Source organism: Xanthomonas vasicola (assembly GCF_000772705.2).
GTDB classification, from domain to species: Bacteria; Pseudomonadota; Gammaproteobacteria; order Xanthomonadales; family Xanthomonadaceae; genus Xanthomonas; species Xanthomonas vasicola.
The window spans coordinates 63,004-85,347 of sequence record NZ_JSBW02000086.1 but is presented as its reverse complement, the minus strand read 5'-3'; the positions used below and the strand labels follow the sequence as shown (position 1 = coordinate 85,347).

Here is a 22,344-nt window from a genome sequence, read left to right as displayed (position 1 = left end):
GTGATGCCGGTCAGTCCAGGTAGGCGACGCTGACGACTTCGTACTCGCGCTGGCCGGCCGGTGCATCGATGGTGACCGAATCGCCTTCCAGCTTGCCGATCAGCGCACGCGCCAGCGGCGAGGAAATCGCGATCAGGCCCATCTTGATGTCCGCTTCCAGATCGCCAACGATTTGGTAACGCTTCTCTTCGTCGGTCTCGGTATCGGCCAGCGTCACCGTAGCGCCGAACACGATCTTGTTGCCTGCCGACAACTTGGTAATGTCGATAATTTCGGCATGCGAAAGCTCGCCTTCGAGCTGCTTGATGCGGCCTTCGATGAAGCTCTGCTGCTCGCGCGCGGCGTGATACTCGGCGTTTTCCTTCAGGTCGCCGTGCGCACGCGCTTCGGCGATCGCATTGATCACCTCCGGGCGCTTGACCGACTTCAGTTGTTCCAGCTCTTCGCGCAGGCGCAACGCGCCCTTCGATGTCATGGGTGCTCTCATGCTTCCAGCTCCTTGTGCAGTTCCTGCAGCGACCACACAGGGCCGGTGCCGCGGAATTCCAGCGAATGCACCAGCGCCTTGGCGCCAGCGACAGTTGTCGAATAGGTCACGCGATGCTGCAGCGCTTCGCGGCGGATCGAGAACGAGTCCGAGATGGCGGCGCGACCTTCAGTGGTGTTGACGATGTAGACGATCTCGCCGTTCTTGATCGAATCGACGATGTGCGGGCGGCCTTCGGCGACCTTGTTGACGATCTCGCAGCTCAGCCCGTTCTGCTGCAGCCAGGCACCGGTGCCGCGCGTAGCCACCAGCGTAAAGCCGCGCTCCACCAGCGCCTGCGCCACCGGCAGCACGCGTTGCTTGTCCGGGTCACGCACCGATACGAACGCCTTGCCCAGCGGCGGCGCCTTGATGCCGCCGGCTTCCTGCGCGCGCGCAAACGCGGCGCTGAAGCTGCGGCCCACACCCATCACTTCACCGGTGGAGCGCATCTCCGGCCCGAGGATCGGGTCCACGCCCTGGAACTTGGCGAACGGGAAGATCGCTTCCTTCACCGAATAATAGTCCGGCACGATTTCCGTGGTGGCGCCCTGCTCGGCCAGCGTCTTGCCGGCCATGCAACGTGCGGCAATCTTGGCCAGCGGGATGCCGATCGCCTTGGACACGAACGGCACCGTGCGCGAGGCACGTGGATTTACTTCCAGCAGATACACGATGTCGTCGCCGGCCTCGTTGACCTGCACCGCGAACTGGGTATTCATCAGGCCGACCACGTTCAACCCTTCGGCCAGCATCACCACCTGACGGCGCAGCTCGGCCTGGGTTTCGGGCGAGAGCGAATACGGCGGCAGCGAGCACGACGAATCGCCCGAATGCACGCCGGCTTCTTCGATGTGTTCCATCACGCCGCCGATCAGCACATTGCCGTCCTTGTCGGCAATGATGTCCACGTCCACTTCAACGGCGTTGTCTAGGAAGCGGTCCAGCAGCACCGGCGAGTCGTTGGAAACCTTCACCGCATCGCGCACGTAGCGCGCCAGGTCGGATTCGCCGTACACGATTTCCATCGCGCGGCCGCCCAGCACGTAGCTCGGGCGCACCACCAGCGGGTAGCCGATTTCGCGCGCCAGCACCAAGGCTTCTTCGGAATTACGCGCGATGCGGTTCGGCGGCTGCTTCAGGCCCAGCTTGTCGACCAGCTGCTGGAATCGCTCGCGGTCTTCGGCCAGATCGATCGAATCCGGCGAGGTGCCGATCACCGGCACACCGTTGGCTTCCAGCGCACGCGCCAGCTTCAGCGGAGTCTGGCCGCCGTACTGCACGATCACGCCCTTGGGTTTTTCCAGCTCGACAATTTCCAGCACGTCTTCCAGCGTCAGCGGCTCGAAATACAGACGGTCGGAGGTGTCGTAATCGGTGGAGACGGTTTCCGGGTTGCAGTTGACCATGATGGTTTCAAAACCATCATCGCGCAGCGCCAGCGCCGCATGCACACAGCAGTAATCGAACTCGATGCCCTGGCCGATGCGGTTGGGGCCACCGCCAAGAATCATGATCTTGTCGCGATCGGTCGGCAGCGCTTCGCATTCGTCCTCGTAGGTCGAATACATGTAGGCGGTGCTGGTGGCGAATTCGGCAGCGCACGAATCCACGCGCTTGTAAACCGGGCGCACCTTCAGCGCACGGCGCAACGTGCGCACAGACTCTTCGTTGCTGCCGATCAGCTCGGCCAGACGCGCATCGGAGAAACCGGCACGCTTGAGCATGCGCAGACGCGGTGCATCCAGCGCGGCCATGCCGTCGTCGGCCAGCTGCTGTTCGTGGCTGATGATTTCTTCGATCTGGTCCAGGAACCAGGGGTCAATGAACGACAGCGCGTACACATCGGCCACCGTCATGCCGGCGCGGAACGCATCGGCCACGTAGAACAGACGCTCCGGGCCCGGCGCCTTGAGCTCGCGCTTGAGCGTGGCGATATCGTCTTCGCTGCTCAGATCCAGACCGCTCGGGTCCAGGCCGATCTTGCCGGTTTCCAGGCCACGCAGCGCTTTCTGCAGCGATTCCTGGAAGGTGCGGCCCATCGCCATCACCTCGCCCACCGACTTCATCTGCGTGGTCAGACGCGCATCGGCCTGCGGGAACTTTTCGAACGCAAAGCGCGGAATCTTGGTGACCACATAATCGATCGACGGCTCGAACGAGGCCGGGGTCAGACCACCGGTGATTTCGTTCTTCAATTCGTCCAGCGTGTAGCCCACCGCCAGCTTGGCGGCAACCTTGGCGATCGGGAAGCCGGTGGCCTTGGAGGCCAGCGCCGACGAACGCGACACGCGCGGATTCATTTCGATGACCACGACGCGGCCGGTGGTCGGGCTGATGCCGAACTGCACGTTCGAGCCGCCGGTATCCACACCGATCTTGCGCAGCACCGCGATCGAGACATCGCGCAGGCGCTGATATTCCTTGTCGGTGAGCGTCTGCGCCGGTGCCACGGTGATCGAGTCGCCGGTGTGCACGCCCATCGGGTCAAGGTTTTCGATCGCGCACACGATGATGCAGTTGTCCGCGGTGTCGCGCACCACTTCCATCTCGAATTCTTTCCAGCCCAACACCGATTCTTCCACCAGCACTTCGGTGGTCGGCGACAGTTCCAGGCCGCGGCCCACGATGTCGATCAGCTCTTCGCGGTTGTAGGCGATGCCGCCCCCGCTACCGCCGAGGGTGAAGCTGGGGCGGATGATGGTCGGGTAGCCGACGCGGGTCTGGATTTCCAGCGCTTCTTCGAGGGTGTGGGCCACCGCGGCCTTGGGGCAATCCAGGCCGATCTCGCCCATCGCCACGCGGAACAGCTCGCGGTCTTCGGCCATGCGGATCGCTTCGCGCTTGGCGCCGATCAGCTCGACGTTGTACTTCTCCAGCACGCCGTGGTCGGCCAGATCCAGCGCGCAGTTCAGCGCGGTCTGCCCGCCCATGGTCGGCAGCAGCGCGTCGGGCCTTTCCTTGGCGATGATCTTTTCGACCGTCTGCCAGTTGATCGGCTCGATATACACGGCATCGGCCATGTTCGGGTCGGTCATGATGGTGGCCGGGTTGCTGTTGACCAGCACCACGCGGTAGCCCTCGTCACGCAGCGCCTTGCACGCCTGCGCGCCCGAGTAGTCGAACTCGCAGGCCTGGCCGATGACGATCGGGCCGGCGCCGATGATCAGGATGGTTTTTAGGTCGGTGCGCTTTGGCATTTCATTACCCGATTGAATACATGCGGCAAGCCGCAGGTGCGTAAAGAGTGGCCGCGGCGATCAGATCGCAACGCAGCATGAGGATTGCTCGACTCCACGGAGCCGAATGCCGAGGTCATCCCGCTGACCCGTAACCCAGGGCATGCAGGCCGCGCTGCATCCACTGATGCAGCCCGAACGCGGCAGCGAAACTGGTCAGTATCAGCACCCAGCCGAAGCCGGACGTCTTGCCCCAGCGGCGCACCTTGTCCGGGTCGGTGTTGTGCATGGCCTGATGAAAACGCCCACCACCGATCGCATAGCCGAAGCCGAACACCACACACATCGGCACCAACAAGGCCAGTTTGATGCCGCCAGGCAGGGTGATCGACGCGGCGCCGGCCTGCGCCTGCTGCAGGGGCGTCCATACGCCCCAATACGCCAGCGCGGCGCCCGCCAGGATGATCAGCACGCCTATCAGACGGCCGCTCATGCGCGGTTGGCATCCTTGGCCATCAACGCCACGAACCGATCAAACAACGGCCCCACGTCGCGCGGGCCTGGCGAGGCTTCCGGATGGCCCTGGAACGAGAACGCCGGTGCGTCGGTCAGCGCAATGCCCTGGTTGGTGCCGTCGAACAGCGACCGATGGGTCACCCGTACATTGGCCGGCAACGTGCTTTCATCCACCGCAAAGCCGTGGTTCTGCGAGGTGATCATCACCCGGCCGCCGTCCAGATCCTGCACCGGATGGTTGGCACCGTGATGGCCGGTGGCCATCTTGAGCGTCTTGGCGCCGCTGGCCAGCGCCAGCAACTGATGGCCCAGGCAGATACCGAAGGTCGGCACCCTCTGCGCGATCAGTTGCTTGATCGCATCGATCGCGTAGTCGCACGGCTCCGGGTCGCCCGGGCCGTTGGACAAGAACACGCCATCGGGTTGCAGCGCCATCACCTCGGCCACCGGCGTGCGCGCCGGCACCACGGTGACGTCGCAGCCGCGCTCGGCCAGCATGCGCAGGATGTTGAGCTTCACGCCGTAGTCGTAGGCCACAACCTTGTATTTCAGCTCGGCCTGCACGAACGCATCGGCGTTCAGATCCAGCTGGCCTTCCTGCCAGCTGTAAGTGCTCTCGGTCGAGACCACCTTAGCCAGATCCATGCCTTTCAGGCCGGGGAACTTGCGCGCGGCTTCCAGTGCTTTTTCGACGTCGATCTCGCCGGCCATCAGCGCACCGTTCTGGGCGCCCTTCTGCCGCAGCAGGCGGGTCAGCTTACGGGTGTCGATGCCGGAGATGGCGACCACACCGCGGGCCTGCAGCCATTCCGGCAAGGCCACCTGGCTGCGCCAGTTGCTGGGGCGGCGCGGCACATCACGCACGATCAGGCCGGCGGCCCAGATCTTGCGGGCCTCGTCGTCCTGATCGGTGAAGCCGGTGTTGCCGATATGCGGATAGGTCAGCGTGACCATCTGGCGGGCGTAGGAGGGATCGGTCAGGACTTCCTGATAGCCGGTCATGGCGGTGTTGAACACCACTTCGCCGACGGAAAGCCCGTTGGCGCCTACGGATTCGCCCTCGAACACGGTGCCGTCTTCGAGGACAAGGATTGCGGGTTGGGTCACGTGGGGTCTCGCTCTGGCTGCCTGGGACTCCGATGCGCTTCCGGCCAAATTCCGGTTGCAGCAAAGCGCGGACGCGGTGCTGGGGACCGGTCCGACGCTGGTTCGGGCAAGCGAGAATTGTAAAGGCAACTGCCCCGGCATGCCAGCCTGAAGAGCGTTCGATGCAGCACCGGTATCAATGCTGGGGCATGAATAGGCCGCGACGTGCGGCCACCGTTCATGCGCGGTGGCGCGACGGCTTACAGCACCAGATCGCGCACGCGGTAACTGCCGGCCGGCTTGCCGATCAGTCGCTTGGCGACATGCAAGGCACCGCGCGCGAAGATGTCGCGGTTGGTCGCGCGATGCACCAGTTCGACCCTCTCCCCCAACCCGGTGAACTGCACGGTGTGTTCGCCGACGATGTCGCCGGCACGCAGGCTCACATAGCGCGGCTGCGCGCCGCTACCGGTGGCCGCCTCGCCCAGCGTCAACGCGGTTCCGGAGGGCGCGTCCTGCTTGTGCACGTGATGTGCCTCAATGATGTCGCAATCCCACCCCGGCAAGGTGCCGGCGGCGCGCTCCACCAGCTCGGTCAGCACGGCCACGCCGAGACTGAAGTTGGACGCCCACACCAACGGAATCTGTTGGGCCGCATCGCGCAGTGCCACGCGCTGCGCCTCGTCCAGCCCGGTGGTGCCGGACACCAGCGGCTTACCGCGCTGCGCGCACAGCGTCAGGATCGGCGCGAAGCCCTGCGGCAAGCTGAAGTCGATGGCCACATCGAACGCAGGCGCGCCGCCGAGTTCGCTGGCAGCGAAGAACGGTACCCCATCGATGACGCGTTGCGATGGCGAGCGGCCCACTACGGCGCCGACCACCTGCAAGCTCTCGTCTTCGGCAGCCAATCGCAGCAGCGCCTTGCCCATCCGCCCGGAGGCGCCGTGGATCAGAACTTTCACAGCAGAGGTTGTCATGGCGGCAGGCTGGCTTGGCGGTGTAGGTGATACACGATAGCCGGGATTGAGGCGTTGCGATTGGAGATTCGTCGCCGCGGTGGTGCCCTGCGCGCGACGCGCCGTTGCAGGGTTGTGTTGTTAGTGGCTTTCGCAGCGGGAATAAGATGAAGCGAGCGGTTCTGGGATGGGTGCTGACGGAGCAGCGAACCGCAGACGTACGAGTTACGCATGCCGACATTGAGCAATAGTGCGCGCGCTTGGCAACGGAACAGCCTTAGTGCCAGTTGGCTTTGGAAAGTCCATCAAACGCGCGAACAGGCCTCAGCGGGTGCAATCACCGAAGAGCAGCCTCACTGCAAGCCTGGCACACGAGGATTTGCAACACGACCACGCGTCCGATGGTGACGCAGCAGGCGTGCTGATCGCGCTTAGAGCGGCTAACAAAACGTAGCGAGCAGTCGTCAGGCGGGTGCGGGCGGCGCACAGGAACCGGAGTGTACGAGTGGTACATGAGGACTCCGAGCACCGGCCGCGCCCGCCTGGCGGCTGCGCAGTAGTTTTGTTAGCTGCTCTTAATCGCTGAGGCCATCCGGCCGTTTGCTCCAGCTCTCCACTTCGGTGCGCTGCAGGCGGCGTTCGAACAGCGTGCGCCACGATGGCACCAGCGGCAGCTGCAGCACTGCAGTGACGGCGGAGACATCGACCTGGCGCGCGTACAACACCTGTTGCAGGCGCGACAGCGGCCACTGCGGATGCGGGCGCGCCTGCAGGGTCAGCAGGTCGCCGGCCGCAACGCTGCCCGGCTGCAGTACGCGGTAGTACCAACCGGTGCGGCCGGTTTCCTGCACACGCCGCGCCAGTTCGCGCACACCGAAGCGGTCCGAGAGTTTCCAGCACGGTTGCCTCAACTGCGACACTTCCACCACGGCGGTGCCCAACGCGAAGCGGTCGCCGAGACAGACGTCGGCTTCGGTCATGCCGACACTGCTGAGGTTTTCGCCGAAGGCGCCGGCAGCTTCTAGCAACGCGTGCGTACCGAGCTCATTGCGCCAGGCAGCGTAGTGATCGCGCGGATAATGATGGATGGCCTTGTCCGGCCCACCATGCACGCGCCGGTCGCCTTGCTCGTCGCCTTCCAGGCCTTCGATGCCGACCTGCACCGCACCCTGCAGCGCGCGCTTATCGATCGCACTGCGGCTACCGGGGCGGGTGAAGTCGCGGACACGGCCGATGGCAACGCTATCGATCTTGATCGCGATCGGCGCGCCCTGCTCCGTCGTCGCCACTGTCACGCGCCCTGCCCTGGCAATTCGTCCAGCGCCTCACGCAGCAGCTCGCCCAGCACCTGGATACCGGCATCGATCTTCTCGCCGGGCACGGTGACAAACGACAAGCGCAGCGTATTGGCCTGCGGCAACGTCGCGTAGAACGGCGCGCCCGGCACGAAGGCGACATTGCGCGCAATAGCCCGCGCCAACAATGCGGTGCCATCCAGCCCAGGTGGCAGCGTCACCCACAGGAACATGCCGCCTTCCGGGCGATTCCAGTGCACCTGCGCCGGGAAATGCCGATCCAGCGCCTCCAGCATCAGGCTGCATTGGCGCGCATACAACGCACGGATCTGCGGAATATGGGTCTCGAGAAAATCGTCCTGCAGCGTCTGGTACACCACGCGCTGCGTGAAAGATGGTGTGTGCAGATCGGCCGCCTGCTTGGCCTGGATCAGCTTGCCCAGCACCGCCTCGGGTGCCACCACATAGCCCAGCCGCAAACCGGGGGCGAGCACCTTGGAAAACGAGCCCATGTAGATGACGCCTTCCGGGTTCATCGACAGCAGACTCGGCAACGGCTGCCCGCTGTAGTACAGCTCGCCGTACGGATCATCTTCGACGATCGGCACGCCCGCCTCGGCCACGCGCGCCACCAATGCCTGGCGGCGCGCCACCGGCAAGCGCCGGCCAGTGGGGTTCTGAAAATTCGGCAGGCAATACAGAAACCGTGCATCGGCCAGCAGCGCCGCATCCAGCGTGTCCACCACCACACCGTCCTCGTCCGAGGGCATGCCGACAAAAGCCGGCTGGAACAACGAAAACGCCTGCAATGCACCCAGATAGCTCGGCGTCTCAACCAGCACCTTGCTGCCTTCGTCGATGAAGACCTTGCCGAGCAGGTCCAGGCCCTGCTGCGAACCAGTGGTGATCAGCACCTGGCTCGGCCGGATGCTGGCGCCATCGCGACTCAGCCGCGCAGCCACCCACTCGCGCAGCGGCGCATAGCCTTCGGTGGGGCCGTATTGCAGCGCCGCCTGTGGCGCATCGCGCAGCACCTGGTCGCTGGCCGCGCGCATGCGCTCCACCGGGAACGTGGCTGGCGACGGTAACCCGCCGGCGAAGGAAATCACCTCCGGCCGCTCGGTCACTTTAAGGATTTCGCGAATCGCCGAACTGGTCAGCGCCTGCGCACGTCGGGAGATCTGAAAGGAGGTTGTCATGGCATAAGCATAGCGAACGCAAGTGGCTGCTGCGCTGTGCAGTGCAGCGACGGACTTCACGCCGTTTGCCTGGCTCACCGCCGCTATATCGAGCGGCGAACACAATGCAGCGAGCGGTTGTCAGGCTTGCGTGGACAGCGTACGGAAACCGAACCGGACCACTGACGCGTGTCGCACCCAGCATCAACTGCGCCTACACCAGCCTGTCCGATAGAATTGTTTGCTGCTCTTATTGATACGCCGGGCCAACCCAGGCGGTGCCTTCGCTACGGGCTATCGGCGTCTTCCAGCGCTTGCGGATCACCCTGTCGCGGGTGCGGAAGGTCATGCGCAAGCCGGGCAGACCGAGCGTGGCGCGCGTTTCGACCATGGCCGATTGTTCGTCCGCGGCAATGTCGATCTTGGTGATCGACTGCTTTTAGTCGATCAACTCTTCCGGATTCGCCACGCGGCTCATCTGCCGCAGCACCTGCGCCCATTCGCCGTTGGAGTTGCAGTATTTCTCGCGACTGGTGGTCTCCCGCTTCTGATGCGAATCCATGCGGTACAGCACAACCATTTCGAACCGGAGCGGCCATGGCGCACAGCGCCTCGCCATCCTGGCCCAACATCGCCTTGTCGTGCGCGGCATAGAAATCGCCCACCTGCTTGTCGTCGAGCGCCTTGCCACCGTGGTTATAGACACCTGCAACGGTGGCCAGCACCGCCAACAACACCTACAACACCTACAAACGCGTCACCGCCCCCTGTTCCGCCGCGTCCTGCGGCCGCGCGAGTGTAGCTGACGCTACAAGTATCAGTGACGACGCGGCGGTGTCGGGCCGCAGCTGTCGCATCCGCCGCAAGCCGATGCATTTTGTGTGGCGGGCGGTGCAACGCGACGCCCAATCATCTGCATCCATGCTGGTCGTCCGCTGCGCAGCAGACCAAGTGCAAGCGCACCGCGCAAACGATGCAGCACGCCTGGAAACTGCTTCTTCATCACCACCCACAGGCTGACCAGCACGGCGATGGCGATCACCAGGTATTGCAGTGCGAGCGAAAGCGTCACCTCAGCCGGCTCCCAGCAGTACGGCCAGCTGGTAGGTCACCAGCGAGGCCAGGTAGGCCAGCGCGAACAGGTACACCGCGCTGATGCTCATCTGCTTCCACGAGTTGGTTTCGCGCTTGATCGTGGCCAGTGTGGAGATGCACATCGGTGCGTAGATGTACCAGACCAGCAACGACAGCGCGGTGGCCAGCGACCACCCATCGCTGATCAGCGGCGACAATGCCTGTGCCGCCGCATCGTCGTCAGCAGCCGACAGCGCGTAGACCGTGGCCAGCGAAGCAACCGCTACTTCGCGTGCGGCCAGGCCGGGAATCAGCGCAATGCAGATCTGCCAGTTGAAGCCCAGCGGTGCGAAGAACACCGCCATTGCATGGCCGATGCGACCTGCGAAGCTGTAGTCGATCGGCGGCAAGGTGGCATTGGCCGGCGCCGCCGGGAACGACAGCAAAAACCACAGCAGGATGGTCAGCGCCAGGATGATGCCGCCCACGCGCTTGAGGAAGATCCACGCACGCTCCCACAGGCCGAGCGCCAGATCGCGCAGCTGCGGCACCCGGTAGGACGGCAGTTCCAGCATCAGCGGATGCTCGCTCTTGTCGCGCCGCCACTTCTTCATCGTCCACGACACCAGCAGCGCACTGAGGATGGCCGCGGCATATAACCCGAACAGCACCAACCCCTGCTGATTGAAGATGCCCCACACCGTCTTCTGCGGAATGAAGGCACCGATCAGCAATGCGTACACCGGCAGCCGCGCCGAACAGGTCATCAACGGCGCGACCATGATGGTCGCGAGCCGGTCGCGCGGGTCCTGGATGCTGCGCGTGGACATGATGCCCGGCACCGCACAGGCAAAGCTCGACAGCAGCGGAATGAACGAGCGCCCCGACAGGCCGGCCGCAGACATCATGCGATCGAGCAAGAAGGCGGCGCGCGGCAGGTAGCCGGATTCTTCCAACGCCAGGATGAAGGCGAACAGGATCAGTATCTGCGGCAGGAACACGATTACCCCGCCAAGGCCAGCGATGACGCCGTCCTTGAGCAGGCTATTGAGCGGACCTTCTGGCAAGGTGGCGCCGACCCACTGGCCCAGCGCGGCGGTGCCGCCGTCGATCATCTCCATTACTGGTGCAGCCCAGGCATACACCGCCTGGAAGATCAGGAACATCACCACCGCCAGCGTGACCAAACCCCAGAGCGGATGCAGCAACCAGCGGTCCAGCGCATCGTCCACGCGCGAGGTGCGGGTGGGCATGGTCACGGCTGCGCTGAGGATCTGCCGCACCAACGCGTGGTAGTTGCCGTCGGCTGGTGGGCTGGCGGTGGGCGCTGCCAGGCGTGCGGCCTGCGTATCGAGCCGTTCAACCAACACTTTGGCACCGCCGCGACGCACCGCCACCGTTTCGATCACCGGCACGCCGAGCGCCTGCTCCAGCGCCGGCAGGTCGATGACGATGCCGCGGCGCTGTGCGGCGTCCATCATATTCAGCGCCACGATCATCGGCCGGCCGAGTTCGCGCAGCTCCAGCGCAAAGCGCAGATGCAGGCGCAGATTGGTCGCGTCCATCACGTAGACCAGCACGTCCGGTGCCGGCTCGCCTGGATAAAAGCCACGGCACAGGTCGCGGGTGATCGCCTCGTCCAGGCTCGCCGGTTGCAGGCTGTAGGCGCCGGGCAGATCCAGCACCGCGAAATCGCGCCCCGACGGCGCACGGAAGTGCCCTTCCTTACGCTCGACAGTAACGCCGGTGTAATTGGCCACCTTCTGCCGGCTGCCGGTCAACTGATTGAACAGCGCAGTCTTGCCGCTGTTGGGGTTACCCACTAGCGCCAGGCGCAAGGGAACCGCTGCCGCGCTCATGCCGACACTCCCGCTTCGCGCACCTGCACGCGCGCGGCCTCGCTGCGTCGCAGGGCAAACCGCGTATAGCCGACCTGCACCAACAACGGTTCGCGCCCGACCGGCCCGGTGGCCAGCACCGTCACTTCCTCGCCTGCAACAAACCCCAACTCCCGCAAGCGCCGGGCAATCGTGTCGTTGGGGAGTCGATCCTCCACGAAGTCCACGATGGCGGCACGATGCAAAGGCATGTCGGACAGCGTCACAAAGACGGCCTGATTGTTAGGAATGGTTCTCAATTCTAGCATCGACGCACCGCATCATGGCTCCGGCGGGCCGGCCCGCTATCATGGTTCGCATCCCATTCATGGACTTCTTCGCAATGCAGGAGACTGGCTTGATCGTGGAGGACCAGGGCGCGGTCCGCACCTTGCGATTGCATCGCCCGGCGGTGCACAACGCGTTCGACGCGACGCTGATCGCAGCGCTGACTGAGGCGTTACGCCAGGCTGGCCAGGCACCACAGATCCGCGTGGTCGTGCTGACCGGTGACGGCGCTGCCTTTTCGGCCGGTGCAGACCTGAATTGGATGCGTGGCATGGCGACCGCCAGCGAAGCCGACAATGCCGCCGACGCACTGGCGCTGGCGCAGCTGATGCGCATCCTGGATGAATTGCCCAAGCCGACCATCGCACGGGTCAACGGCGCAGCCTTCGGCGGCGGTGTCGGTTTGGTCGCGTGTTGCGATATCGCCATCGGCTGCACCGAGGCGCGCTTCGGCCTGACCGAGAGCAGGCTGGGCTTGCTGCCGGCGGTCATTTCACCCCATGTGGTCGCGGCGATTGGTGCGCGCCAGGCGCGGCGTTGGTTTGCCACCGCCGAGATCTTCGATGCCGGCACCGCACAGTTGCTGGGACTGCTGCATCAACTGGTGGGCGCCGATCAGTTGGATATCGCCGTGGAGCGCCAGGTTCGCCTGCTGCTGGCTGCAGCGCCGCTAGCCTCCAGCAGTGCCAAAGCGCTGGTGCGCTCGGTACTGCCGCCCGCCGACCGCGATGCCATCGATGCCGCCAACGCGGCGTTGATCGCCCGCTTGCGCGTCTCGCCCGAAGGCCAGGAAGGCCTGGGTGCATTTCTCGACAAGCGCAGCGCCGCCTGGGTGCCGGAGAGCATGACATGAGCGCGATCGACCACATTGGCCTGGCATGCAGCGACCTGCGCGCCAGCACCGCGTTCTATCAGGCCGCGCTTGCGCCCCTGGGCATCGCGTCGCTAGTGGAGCTGACTGCCGCACAAACTGGCGGCCGCGCGCATGCCGGCTTCGGCACCGAGCGCCCATTTCTATGGCTGGGTTCCGACGTGCAGACGCCAGGCACCACCCATGTGGCGCTGACAGCGGCTGACCGCGCCAGCGTGGATGCGTTTCATCGTGCTGCGCTGGCTGCCGGTGGCCGCGATCACGGCGCACCCGGCCTGCGCCCGCATTACCACGCAAGCTATTACAGCGCCTTCGTGCTCGACCCCGACGGCAATAATTGCGAAGCGGTCTGCCACCTTCTCACATGAGTACCTGTCCAATGTCCCTGGTTGCTTTCTGCGCGCATGCCGCAGCCGCCGCGTTTGGCGTTGCGGCAATGGCTGCGCCTACTGATGCGCCTGGCGATGTGAGCGCATGAGCGACTTCGTCCGCATTGTCGAAGTCGGCCCGCGCGATGGCCTGCAGAACGAAGCACAACCGATCGCCACTGCCGACAAGATCGCATTGATCGATCAACTCACGGCCACCGGGCTGCGCACCATCGAGGCGACCAGCTTCGTCAGCCCACGCTGGGTGCCGCAGCTGGCCGACGCTGCCGAGGTGTTTGCCGGCATTACGCAGGCGCCCGGCATCGCCTATCCGGTGCTGGTGCCGAACCTGCAGGGCTATGCGCGCGCACGCGCCGCCGGTGCGCAGGAAGTGGCGGTGTTTACCGCGGCCTCGGAGGCGTTTAATCGCACCAATACCAATGCCGGTATCGATGAATCGATCGACCGGTTTCGGCCGATCCTGCAGCAAGCTGCGCTCGATGGCGTGCGCGTGCGCGGCTATGTGTCCACCGTGCTGGGCTGCCCGTATCAGGGCGAGGTGCCGGTGGCCGACGTGGTCGACGTCGCGCAACGTCTGCATGCGCTCGGCTGCTATGAAATCTCGCTGGGCGACACCATTGGCGTGGGCACGCCGGTCAAGGCGCGCCAGATGCTGGCCGCGGTGGCGCAGGCAGTGCCGATGCAGGCGTTGGCAGTGCATTTCCACGACACCTACGGCCAAGCATTGGCCAATATCGCGGCCTGTCTGGAGCAAGGCGTGCGCGTGGTCGATGCGGCCGTGTCCGGTGCGGGCGGCTGCCCGTATGCCAAGGGCGCCAGTGGCAACGTGGCCAGCGAAGACGTGGTGTACCTGTTGCAGGGGTTGGGCATGCCCACTGGCATCGATCTGCCCGCTCTCGCCCGCACCGGCCGCTGGCTGGCACAGCTGCTCGGCCGCGACACCGGCAGCAAGGTCGGCAAGGCGCTGGCTGCGGCTGGCTGAGGCTTCACTTGTCCTAGCAATGCTGCATTGCCGTCAACCGCGATCACGCAAGGGCTTCGGCTAGAATTGCCGACCGCTTCGCCGATCGTTCGCTCGCCGGTCTCCATCGGCCTTCAACGCTTTTCAGGGAATTACCGCATGCAGCCATCTTCTGTCCTTGCCATCGTTACCGGCGGCGTGTCCGGCCTTGGTCTAGCTGTTGCGCAGCGTCTCGTTGCCGACGGCGGCAAGGTCGCGTTGTTCGACGTCAACGCCGACAACGCCGACGCAGCGCTGGCGCTGCTCGGTGCAGGCAACGCACATTACGTCGCCACCGATGTCACCGACGAAGCACAGGTGGCGGCCAATGTGGCGCACGCTGCGCAGGCGCTGGGCGGGCTCAACCTGGTGGTGAATTGCGCCGGCATCCTGGGCGCCGGCCGCGTGCTGGGCAAGCAAGCGCCAATGCCGTTGGCCACCTTCCGCAACACCGTGCTGGTGAATCTGGTCGGCAGCTTCAATGTGGCCAAGGCCGCGGCCGATGTGATGCAACACAACGCCGCCGGCGACGACGGCGAGCGTGGTGTCATCGTCAACACCGCCTCGGTGGCGGCGTTCGAGGGCCAGATCGGCCAGGCGGCCTACGCCGCCAGCAAGGGCGGCGTGGTCGGCATGACCTTGCCGATGGCGCGCGAACTTGCGCGCTTCGGCATTCGTGTAATGACGATTGCACCGGGCGTGTTCTGGACTCCGATGGTCGACGGCATGCCCGAGACCGTGCAGCAATCGCTGGCCGCCTCCATCCCGTTCCCCTCACGCCTGGGCCAGCCCGACGAGTACGCCGACACCGTCGCCTTCATCCTGCGCAACCGCTATCTCAACGGCGAAGTGATTCGCCTGGACGGCGGCGTGCGTCTGGCGCCTAAGTAGCGGTGAATGGGGAATCGGAAATGGGGAACCGCAACGGCGCCCCGCTCCTGCTACCCCGGCCCCGGCTTTTCCAATTCCCCATTCCCAACTCCCGATCCCATGAAAGCTAACGACATCAAGAAAGGCAACGTCGTCGAATACAACGGCGGCATTTACCAGATCCGCGACATCGAGCGCAGCTCGCCGCAGGGCCGCGGCGGCAATGTGCGCTTCCGTTTCATCATGTACAGCGTGCCAGGCGGGGTGAAAACCGACGCCAGCTTCGATGCCGACGACAACCTGCCGGAAGTCGAACTGCTGCGCCGGCTCTCGACGTTCTCGTACAAGGACGGCGAAGCGTTCGTGTTCATGGACGACGAAGATTTCACCCCGTACACGCTGGATGCGGACGTGATCGGCACCGACGCCGGCTACATCACCGATGGCCTGACCGGCATCTATGTACAAGTGATCGACGACCAGCCGGTGGCTGTGCAACTGCCGCAGACGGTGACGCTGGAAGTGGTGGAGACCCCGCCGGAATTGAAGGGCGGCACCGCTACCAAGCGGCCCAAGCCGGCCAAGCTCAACACCGGCATGGAAATCATGGTGCCCGAGTACATCACCAACGGCGAACGCGTGCTGGTCAACACCACCACGGGCGAATTTGCCGGCCGCGCCGACTGATGCATTGACTCGCCGTTGTCATGACCTTGGGTGTGCTGGTGGCTTGCAGCGCGCAACAGGCACCAACGCAGGCCGCAACGCCTGCGCCGGTGGCCTGCACCGACCCCAAGGTGGAAGACGAATGGCTGCAGCATCCGGCAGGCCTGTGCGGCATGCCGGAGGATGTGCGCAAGCGCGTGGACGACTACGACACCTGCGAGCACTTCGCCGGCGAGGAACCCTATGACGCCGACCGCCGTCATGAAATCGAAGTGGCGGTGGCGCAGTTCTGCACACCGGCACCTGCGCGGCTGGCCAGGTTAATGCAGCAGTACCGCACGACGCGCATGTCAGCCAATGGCTGCGTCAGTATGCGAAGCAAGCGGATCTGCAACCAGCCGGCTGAGGCATGTGGATGGATACCTTTTCCCTCGGGAGAAGGTGGCGCGTAGCGCCGGATGAGGGTGCGGGCGAAGCCTCGTGCATTTGGAACGACACAAGGGCTTCGTCTTGTATCCTCATCCCCTGCGCGCCGGCTCACTAGAAGCGAGGGCGCTCCAGGGCACGCGGCGCCAGTGGCGCGCAAGCAGCGCCTTGTCGCCCAGGCGCGAGGGAGGCTCGTACACGCAGCCATCCGCGTAACCCAGCTCGCTACTGCACCCGCAAAGGTACGCGCATACCCGATTGCACGTTGGCGGCAGCCGCATCACCTAGCGCAAGCACACGCAGGCGCGCGCGCAAACGCTCCACATTCGCCTCGCCCCGCTCCAATCCAATGCGCACATCGGCCGGCAATTGCTGGCGCCCAAGCACCTGCAGCTGCTTCCAGCCACCGACCAGCACCTCGCTCTCCTGCGCCACGCGCGCAGTTAGCTGCTGCTGCTCGTCTGCCTGCGGCAAGCCGTACCCAGCGCTACCCAACAGTAGTGCCGGGTGGCTGAGTTGCGCTTCCCGCGCAAACAGCGATTGCAGCTGCCCCTGCACCGTGTCGAGTGCGACCATGCCCGGTTGCAGCAGGCGCTTGAGCGCATCGCGCGCCAACAATTCCTGACGGCGCAATGCCGCCTGTTCCAGCAACAAGGCCGCAGCAGTTTCGCGCAGACCACCACGATCGAACCATTGCGCCCGTGCAGCAGGCGCAGCATCCAGCCACTGCGCGACACTCGTTTGCGGCACTGCGATGCCGCGCCGAAGCACATCGAACATGGCCTGGTAATGCGCAGCCGCCGATTCGAAGTAATAGCCTTGGCGGATCGCCTGTGCAGGATCGTCCAGCACCCGCATATCGGCGACACCCGCGCGCTGCAGGCGTTGCCGCACCCCGCGCGGGGTGATCGACGACAAATTGGCTGCAGCCAGACGTGGCACGCCATCGTGCAGCAACTTGTAGGTTTCCACCGCGCAGTTGTTGCCGATGAAGTAATAGCGCCCGTCGTAACTCCAGTGCACTTGCGCGGCACGCGTCAGCAGCGCAGAAATCTCATCGGGTTTCAGGGTCAGCGGCACCGACGACAAGGCGCGCAGTTCCACTTTGGTGTATTCGTCGACGACCTGATTCAACGGCAGCACGAACAGCCGCGATGGATACGAACCGGTAAGCCCACGCCAGCTGGAAATCTGCACATCGCCCACGAACGCGCGGAACGACAGCACGCGGTGGTACTGCAGATCCAGCCGGCACGCAGGGCCCGGTGCACGGCCGGGGGCACAGATCACCAGCCGCAGCATGCTATGGCCCCAGCGGCTCATCGGTTGCTCGTTGCCCTCGGCGAGCAGATAGTCCACTGCGTACACGCGTGCCGGCTCCAGCGTCAGCAACGACATCGCACCTGCGTCGTTGTCGGCCTGCAAATACGGCAGCGCGGTCTCGCATGGCACAGCGCCCTGCGGCGTACCAATACGCTGCGCAAACCAGGCCGCCAGCGCAGGACGTCGGCAGGCATAGTCGGCATCCAGTACGTAATGCTCAAGATTGACCGCCACGAACTCGGCCGGGCTGCGGCGTTCGTAATCGTCCGGGCTGCGGTCGCTGAACTGGTTTTCGCTGCGCCGCACGCTCCACGGCCGCACCTGCCAACCGGCAAGATCGTGCAGGCGCGGATCGCGCGACAACGCGCTGTGTGCGCCGCGGTCGAGCACATGCGCCAGTTCGTGTATCAGTGCTGCCATCGCTGCGCGCGTAGCAGCTGCGTTGCGATCGGCACGTGCGTCTTCGGGCTGCGCGCTCCACGCCTGCAGCAGCGCACGATCAAGCAGGATGCGATTGCCGATTGCACGACCATGTACCCGCGCTGGCAGATCGGTGCGCCATTGCAACTGGATCGGCGCAGTCAGCTGCTGCGTCCAGCCCTGCGGCAGTCGCCGTGCGACCTCCTGCACCAGCGCGTTACCTGCTTGGATCTCCGCCGGAGGCAAGTCCGGCGAAACAACCTCAACCAATAGTTCGGCCTGCGCCTGCGGTGCGATCAAGGCGGCCAGCAGCAGCCAACCGCACCGCCGGCGCAGACTCACTGGGCCAGGATGGACTGCGCCAGTTCCAGGTCGCTGGACAGCCGCGCCGCATCGCTACGGCTACGCAACTGCAGCAACGCCGCTTCCAGACGCGCACCGCGGATGACGCCATCGCTGGCAACAAAACCAGCCGCATCTTCGCGGGCGTCGGCTACCACTTTGTCCTCGCCGGAACTGCTGCCGGAGGAATTGGACGAACCGGCCGACGATGCGCCTGCCGAGGTACCGGCCAGACTGGATGCGGCTGCTGCCAGCGGCAGCAGCGGCAGCAGCGTCAAAGCGCGAAACACCAGGGAGCGCATCATGGGCTGATCTATTCCGTGAAGGTGCTGGAAGACTAACCGGCGGGCGTAGCAGCAGGCACCTCGCCCATCTCGAACAGCTTGCCGGGATTCAGCAAAAGATGGGGATCGAGCACATGTTTGATGCCGCGCATCAAGGCGATTTCCTCGGCAGAGCGCGTACTCCACAGGTACGCCTTCTTGACCAGACCGATGCCGTGCTCGGCGGAAATGCTGCCGTCGAAACGCTGCAGGGCCTGCGCCAGCAACTTGGTCACCTGATCGCAGGCTGCAACGAAATCGGCCTGGCTGGTGTCATCGGGTTTGAGCACGTTGATGTGCAGATTGCCGTCGCCGATATGCCCGAACCACACCACATCGAAGTGCGGGTAGGCCTCGCTGAGCAAGGCCTGGGTTTCGGCCAGGAATGCGGGCATTGCCGAGATACGCACAGACACATCGTTCTTGTACGGCGTGTAGCGCGCCAGCGCTTCGGTGATGCCTTCGCGCAGACGCCACAGTTGCGCGGCCTGCGCATCGCTCTGGCTGATCACGCCATCGCTGACCCAGCCCTGCTCCATGCAGGTCTCGAAAGCCGCCATCGCGGCAGCCTCCTGCACCTCGTCGCCGGCAGCGAATTCGGTAACCACGTAATACGGGTGAACCTCGGCGAACGGCGCCTGCGCGCCGTGCGCAAGCACATGCTGCAACGCGCGATCGGTGAAGAATTCGAAGGCTTCCAGGCGCAGCTGCGCGCGGAACGCGGCGAACACCTGCATCAGCACTTCAAACGAGGGCAGCGCCAGCAGCATCACGTTGCTGGGCGGCGGCGGGTCGGTCAACCGCAGCGTGGCTTCGACCACGATGCCGAGCGTGCCTTCGGAGCCGATCAGCAGATGGCGGAAGTCGTAGCCGCTGGAATTCTTCACCAGCGCGTTGTTGAGTTCGAGCAGCTCGCCGCCGCCAGTGACCACCTTCAACCCGGCCACCCATTCGCGCGTATTGCCGTAGCGGATCACCCGAATGCCGCCGGCATTGGTGGCGATATTGCCGCCGATCGAACACGAACCCCGCGCCGCAAAATCCACCGGATATACCAAGCCATGCTCGCGTGCGGCGTTGTGCACCGCTTCCAGCGGCATGCCGGCCTGCACGGTGAGCGTGCGATCCACTGCGTTGAAATCCAGCGGCTTGTTCAAGCGCTCCAGGCTCAGCACCAGCTCGCCATTGGCCGCCACTGCGCCGCCCGATAACCCCGTGCGCCCGCCCGATGGCACCACCGCCACGCCCTGCGCATTTGCCCAACGCATGACCGCTTGCACTTCGTCCACCGAGCCGGGCAAGGCGATTGCGAGCGGGTTGGGCGTCCAGCGCCGTGTCCAGTCGCGGCCGTAATGCTCCAGGTCGGCCGGCTCGGTCTTCAAACGCAACGCAGGCACGGCCTGTTGCAACGAAAGGATGCGGGGATCGGTCATGGCACGCGGCGCTGCGGTAGGAACCGCACAGCGTGCCAGCGCCAGCCTGCCCCGTCCAGCCCGCGCGATCATGGCCAACGCAGCGTTGGATTCAGCTGAAACCGTTGCGCCGCAAGGGCTTTGCCAGTGCGAACACTGCGTTGCGACCACCCAATCGCGCACCCCATCTGGCATAGTTGCCGACCCGATTGCTGCGTTGCGCTCCCCCATGTCGCCGAAGAAAACCTCGTTTCCCAAGCAGGACATCCGCGTGCTGTTGCTGGAAGGCGTCAGCCCGACCGCCGTGGATGTGTTCCGCGCCGCCGGTTATTCGCAGATCGAGCTGCACGCCAAATCGCTGCCGGAAGACGAGCTCAAGGCGCGCATCGCCGACGCGCATATCGTGGGCATCCGCTCGCGCACCCAGCTGAGCGCCGAGGTGCTGGCGCACGCCAAGCGTCTGATCGCGGTCGGCTGCTTCTGCATCGGCACCAACCAAGTGGATCTGGACGCGGCCGAACTGGCCGGCATTCCGGTGTTCAACGCGCCCTACTCCAATACCCGCAGCGTGGCCGAACTGGTCATCGCCGAAGCGATCCTGTTGCTGCGTGGCATCCCGCAAAAGAATGCCCAATGCCATCGCGGTGGCTGGTCCAAATCGGCCGCCGGCAGCCATGAAACGCGCGGCAAGGTGCTGGGTATCGTCGGCTACGGCCATATCGGCACCCAGGTCGGCGTGCTGGCCGAATCGCTGGGCATGCAGGTGATCTTCCACGACATCGAAACCAAGCTGTCGCTCGGCAACGCGCGTGCCGCGATCGATCTGGGCGACCTGCTGGCGCGCGCAGACGTGGTGACCTTGCACGTACCGGAAACGCCGTCCACCAAGGACATGATCGGCGCGGCAGAAATCGCCCGCATGAAGCACGGCGCGCATCTGATCAACGCCTCGCGCGGCACTGTCATCGACATCGACGCGCTGGATGCAGCGCTCACCTCCGGCCAGATTGGCGGCGCGGCGGTGGATGTGTTCCCGATCGAGCCCAAGGGCAATGGCGATGCATTCGAATCGCCGCTCACCGCGCACGACAACGTGATCCTGACCCCACACGTGGGCGGCAGCACGCTGGAAGCGCAGGACAATATAGGCATTGAAGTGGCTGCCAAACTGGTGCGCTACAGCGACAACGGCAGCACCTTGTCGGCAGTGAACTTCCCTGAGGTCACCTTGCCCGAGCACCCCGACAGCCTGCGTCTGCTGCACATCCATCGCAACGTGCCGGGCGTGCTGTCGCAGATCAACGAACTGTTCTCGCGCCATAACGTCAACATCGACGGCCAGTTCCTGCGCACCGATCCCAAGGTGGGCTACGTGGTGATTGATGTCAGCGCCAGCGAAGAACTTGCTGCAATATTGAAAGACGGCCTGGGTCAGATCACCGGCACCTTGCGGACGCGGGTTCTTTATTGACCGGGATTGGGGAATCGGGATTCGTAACAGCGCAGCGAACCGGTGGGTTCACCGGTTCGCTGCGCTAAAGGGCGGGAATGTGCGGCCTGGCCATGTGGATAGGCGCCGGCCCATCGCTTCTGCCAATCCGAAATCCCGAATCGCTACTTTCGGCTCTCCAGCCACTTCTCTGCCATCCGCCGCAGCGACGGATCGAGCTCAGGTTCGGCGAGCAATTCGCTGATCGAACGCCATGCCAATGCCAGCGATTCCTCACTAACTTCGAAGGCCTCGTCCGCACCGGCCACCACCACATAACGCGCATCAAAGTGCCAATGCCCCGCCACCTCGCCGCGTGCCGGAATCCAGTGACGGTCCAGATCGAATAACGCCCCATCAGCCAGCCGCAATCCGCTGAGACCTGATTCCTCCTCCGCCTCGCGTAACGCCACCTGCGCCAGATCGCGGTCGCCGTCGGCATGGCCGCCCAGCTGCAGCCAGCGCTGCAGCTTGCGGTGGTGGGTCAGCAAGGTGCGTGTGCCGTCGGCGCTCACCACCCAGGCCGACCCGGTGAAATGACCTTCGACACGCTCACGCACGAACGGATCGGTGGCATCGTCCAGCAATTGCGCGAACTGCTCGGCCAATGCGGCTTCGTCCGGCCAACGCAGGCGGTACGCGGCCAATTGCTGCCGCAGGGTTGCATCCACCATCTCTCGATCTCGGTCGCCCAGTGCGGGCCAAGCGGCCATTATCGCCATTCATGCTGCGTACGTGCTTGTCGTGAGCGTGTAGCTTTGGCAAGGTAGGCCGCTTGCCTGTCCCGCCGGGATGCGCCACACCACCTTCGTCCGGGCGTCTGCGCCTAGCTTTGCCA

General features: G+C 64.7%; 20 protein-coding genes, 1 other RNA gene and 2 pseudogenes. 7 read left to right on the top strand and 16 right to left on the bottom strand.

Going from position 1 to position 22,344, the window contains the following annotated elements; translation table 11 throughout:
• Nucleotides 1–10 precede the first annotated feature (10 nt).
• The 12 genes and pseudogenes from greA to NX05_RS19375 all read right to left on the bottom strand — a co-directional run bounded on the left by greA (nt 11) and on the right by NX05_RS19375 (nt 11,914).
• The gene (gene greA / locus NX05_RS19425) at nt 11–475 is read right to left on the bottom strand and encodes a transcription elongation factor GreA (protein ID WP_010367104.1); all 465 of its coding nucleotides are present in this window, start codon (nt 473–475) and stop codon (nt 11–13) included.
• Nucleotides 476–483: 8 nt separating this feature from the next.
• A complete protein-coding gene (carB, locus tag NX05_RS19420; RefSeq protein ID WP_039435171.1) occupies nt 484–3,726 on the bottom strand; it encodes a carbamoyl-phosphate synthase large subunit in 3,243 nt (1,080 codons plus the stop codon).
• 115 nt (nt 3,727–3,841) lie between these two features.
• Nucleotides 3,842–4,198: a hypothetical protein gene (locus NX05_RS19415; RefSeq protein WP_039435173.1), complete on the bottom strand. Its 357-nt coding sequence runs from the start codon at nt 4,196–4,198 to the stop codon at nt 3,842–3,844.
• On the bottom strand, nt 4,195–5,328 hold the full coding sequence (gene carA, locus NX05_RS19410) for a glutamine-hydrolyzing carbamoyl-phosphate synthase small subunit (RefSeq protein WP_039435175.1): 1,134 nt from the start codon (nt 5,326–5,328) through the stop codon (nt 4,195–4,197). The genes NX05_RS19415 and carA overlap by 4 nt, the downstream gene beginning before the upstream one ends.
• Nucleotides 5,329–5,567: 239 nt before the next feature.
• A complete protein-coding gene (gene dapB, locus NX05_RS19405) occupies nt 5,568–6,284 on the bottom strand; it encodes a 4-hydroxy-tetrahydrodipicolinate reductase (protein ID WP_010367114.1) in 717 nt (238 codons plus the stop codon).
• Between the two features lie 417 nt (nt 6,285–6,701).
• A non-coding RNA gene (locus tag NX05_RS19760) (sX9 sRNA) lies at nt 6,702–6,777 on the bottom strand.
• Between the two features lie 61 nt (nt 6,778–6,838).
• Nucleotides 6,839–7,558 carry an MOSC domain-containing protein gene (locus NX05_RS19400; protein WP_039435177.1) on the bottom strand — a complete coding sequence of 240 codons (720 nt, stop codon included), beginning with the start codon at nt 7,556–7,558 and terminating at the stop codon, nt 6,839–6,841.
• A complete protein-coding gene (locus NX05_RS19395; RefSeq protein WP_039435313.1) occupies nt 7,555–8,757 on the bottom strand; it encodes an aminotransferase-like domain-containing protein in 1,203 nt (400 codons plus the stop codon). The genes NX05_RS19400 and NX05_RS19395 overlap by 4 nt, the downstream gene beginning before the upstream one ends.
• Before the next feature lie 229 nt (nt 8,758–8,986).
• A pseudogene (locus tag NX05_RS25055) lies at nt 8,987–9,473 on the bottom strand (nuclear transport factor 2 family protein).
• 80 nt (nt 9,474–9,553) lie between these two features.
• Complete coding sequence (locus tag NX05_RS19385) at nt 9,554–9,808, bottom strand: DUF6587 family protein (RefSeq protein ID WP_039435179.1); 255 nt, start codon at nt 9,806–9,808, stop codon at nt 9,554–9,556.
• A 1-nt stretch (nt 9,809) separates the two neighbouring features.
• Entirely contained in the window at nt 9,810–11,669 is a 1,860-nt protein-coding gene (gene feoB / locus NX05_RS19380) for a ferrous iron transporter B (protein ID WP_010367124.1), read from the bottom strand.
• Nucleotides 11,666–11,914: a FeoA family protein gene (locus NX05_RS19375; RefSeq protein ID WP_039435182.1), complete on the bottom strand. Its 249-nt coding sequence runs from the start codon at nt 11,912–11,914 to the stop codon at nt 11,666–11,668. Before NX05_RS19375 ends, feoB begins: the two co-directional genes overlap by 4 nt.
• Before the next feature lie 116 nt (nt 11,915–12,030).
• Here NX05_RS19375 and NX05_RS19370 point away from each other — a divergent pair, with 116 nt between their 5' ends.
• The 6 genes and pseudogenes from NX05_RS19370 to NX05_RS19345 all read left to right on the top strand — a co-directional run bounded on the left by NX05_RS19370 (nt 12,031) and on the right by NX05_RS19345 (nt 16,177).
• Complete coding sequence (locus NX05_RS19370) at nt 12,031–12,828, top strand: enoyl-CoA hydratase-related protein (RefSeq protein ID WP_026112801.1); 798 nt, start codon at nt 12,031–12,033, stop codon at nt 12,826–12,828.
• Nucleotides 12,825–13,214 (top strand): VOC family protein, encoded by a 390-nt coding sequence (locus NX05_RS19365; protein ID WP_039435186.1) that lies wholly within the window; start codon nt 12,825–12,827, stop codon nt 13,212–13,214. Before NX05_RS19370 ends, NX05_RS19365 begins: the two co-directional genes overlap by 4 nt.
• A gap of 106 nt (nt 13,215–13,320) precedes the next feature.
• The gene (locus tag NX05_RS19360) at nt 13,321–14,217 is read left to right on the top strand and encodes a hydroxymethylglutaryl-CoA lyase (protein WP_039435189.1); all 897 of its coding nucleotides are present in this window, start codon (nt 13,321–13,323) and stop codon (nt 14,215–14,217) included.
• A 138-nt stretch (nt 14,218–14,355) separates the two neighbouring features.
• On the top strand, nt 14,356–15,126 hold the full coding sequence (locus NX05_RS19355) for an SDR family NAD(P)-dependent oxidoreductase (RefSeq protein WP_039435192.1): 771 nt from the start codon (nt 14,356–14,358) through the stop codon (nt 15,124–15,126).
• A 99-nt stretch (nt 15,127–15,225) separates the two neighbouring features.
• Complete coding sequence (yeiP, locus tag NX05_RS19350; RefSeq protein ID WP_005993551.1) at nt 15,226–15,792, top strand: elongation factor P-like protein YeiP; 567 nt, start codon at nt 15,226–15,228, stop codon at nt 15,790–15,792.
• A gap of 20 nt (nt 15,793–15,812) precedes the next feature.
• A pseudogene (locus tag NX05_RS19345) lies at nt 15,813–16,177 on the top strand (hypothetical protein).
• A 245-nt stretch (nt 16,178–16,422) separates the two neighbouring features.
• Here the strand turns inward: NX05_RS19345 and NX05_RS19340 are convergent.
• Genes NX05_RS19340 through NX05_RS19330 form a run of 3 tightly spaced genes read right to left on the bottom strand, consistent with a single transcriptional unit; the run spans nt 16,423 to nt 20,038 of the window.
• Nucleotides 16,423–18,282, bottom strand: a complete 1,860-nt coding sequence (locus NX05_RS19340; protein WP_039435195.1) for a DUF7844 domain-containing protein — start codon at nt 18,280–18,282, stop codon at nt 16,423–16,425.
• The gene (locus tag NX05_RS19335; RefSeq protein ID WP_039435198.1) at nt 18,279–18,587 is read right to left on the bottom strand and encodes a DUF2388 domain-containing protein; all 309 of its coding nucleotides are present in this window, start codon (nt 18,585–18,587) and stop codon (nt 18,279–18,281) included. Before NX05_RS19335 ends, NX05_RS19340 begins: the two co-directional genes overlap by 4 nt.
• 32 nt (nt 18,588–18,619) lie before the next feature.
• The gene (locus NX05_RS19330; RefSeq protein ID WP_039435201.1) at nt 18,620–20,038 is read right to left on the bottom strand and encodes an FAD-binding oxidoreductase; all 1,419 of its coding nucleotides are present in this window, start codon (nt 20,036–20,038) and stop codon (nt 18,620–18,622) included.
• A gap of 208 nt (nt 20,039–20,246) precedes the next feature.
• Between NX05_RS19330 and serA the strand changes: the two genes are divergently transcribed.
• Nucleotides 20,247–21,488 carry a phosphoglycerate dehydrogenase gene (gene serA / locus NX05_RS19325; RefSeq protein ID WP_010367140.1) on the top strand — a complete coding sequence of 414 codons (1,242 nt, stop codon included), beginning with the start codon at nt 20,247–20,249 and terminating at the stop codon, nt 21,486–21,488.
• A gap of 143 nt (nt 21,489–21,631) precedes the next feature.
• Here serA and NX05_RS19320 read toward each other — a convergent pair whose 3' ends face one another.
• Nucleotides 21,632–22,219: an NUDIX hydrolase gene (locus tag NX05_RS19320; RefSeq protein WP_010367142.1), complete on the bottom strand. Its 588-nt coding sequence runs from the start codon at nt 22,217–22,219 to the stop codon at nt 21,632–21,634.
• Nucleotides 22,220–22,344 lie beyond the last annotated feature (125 nt).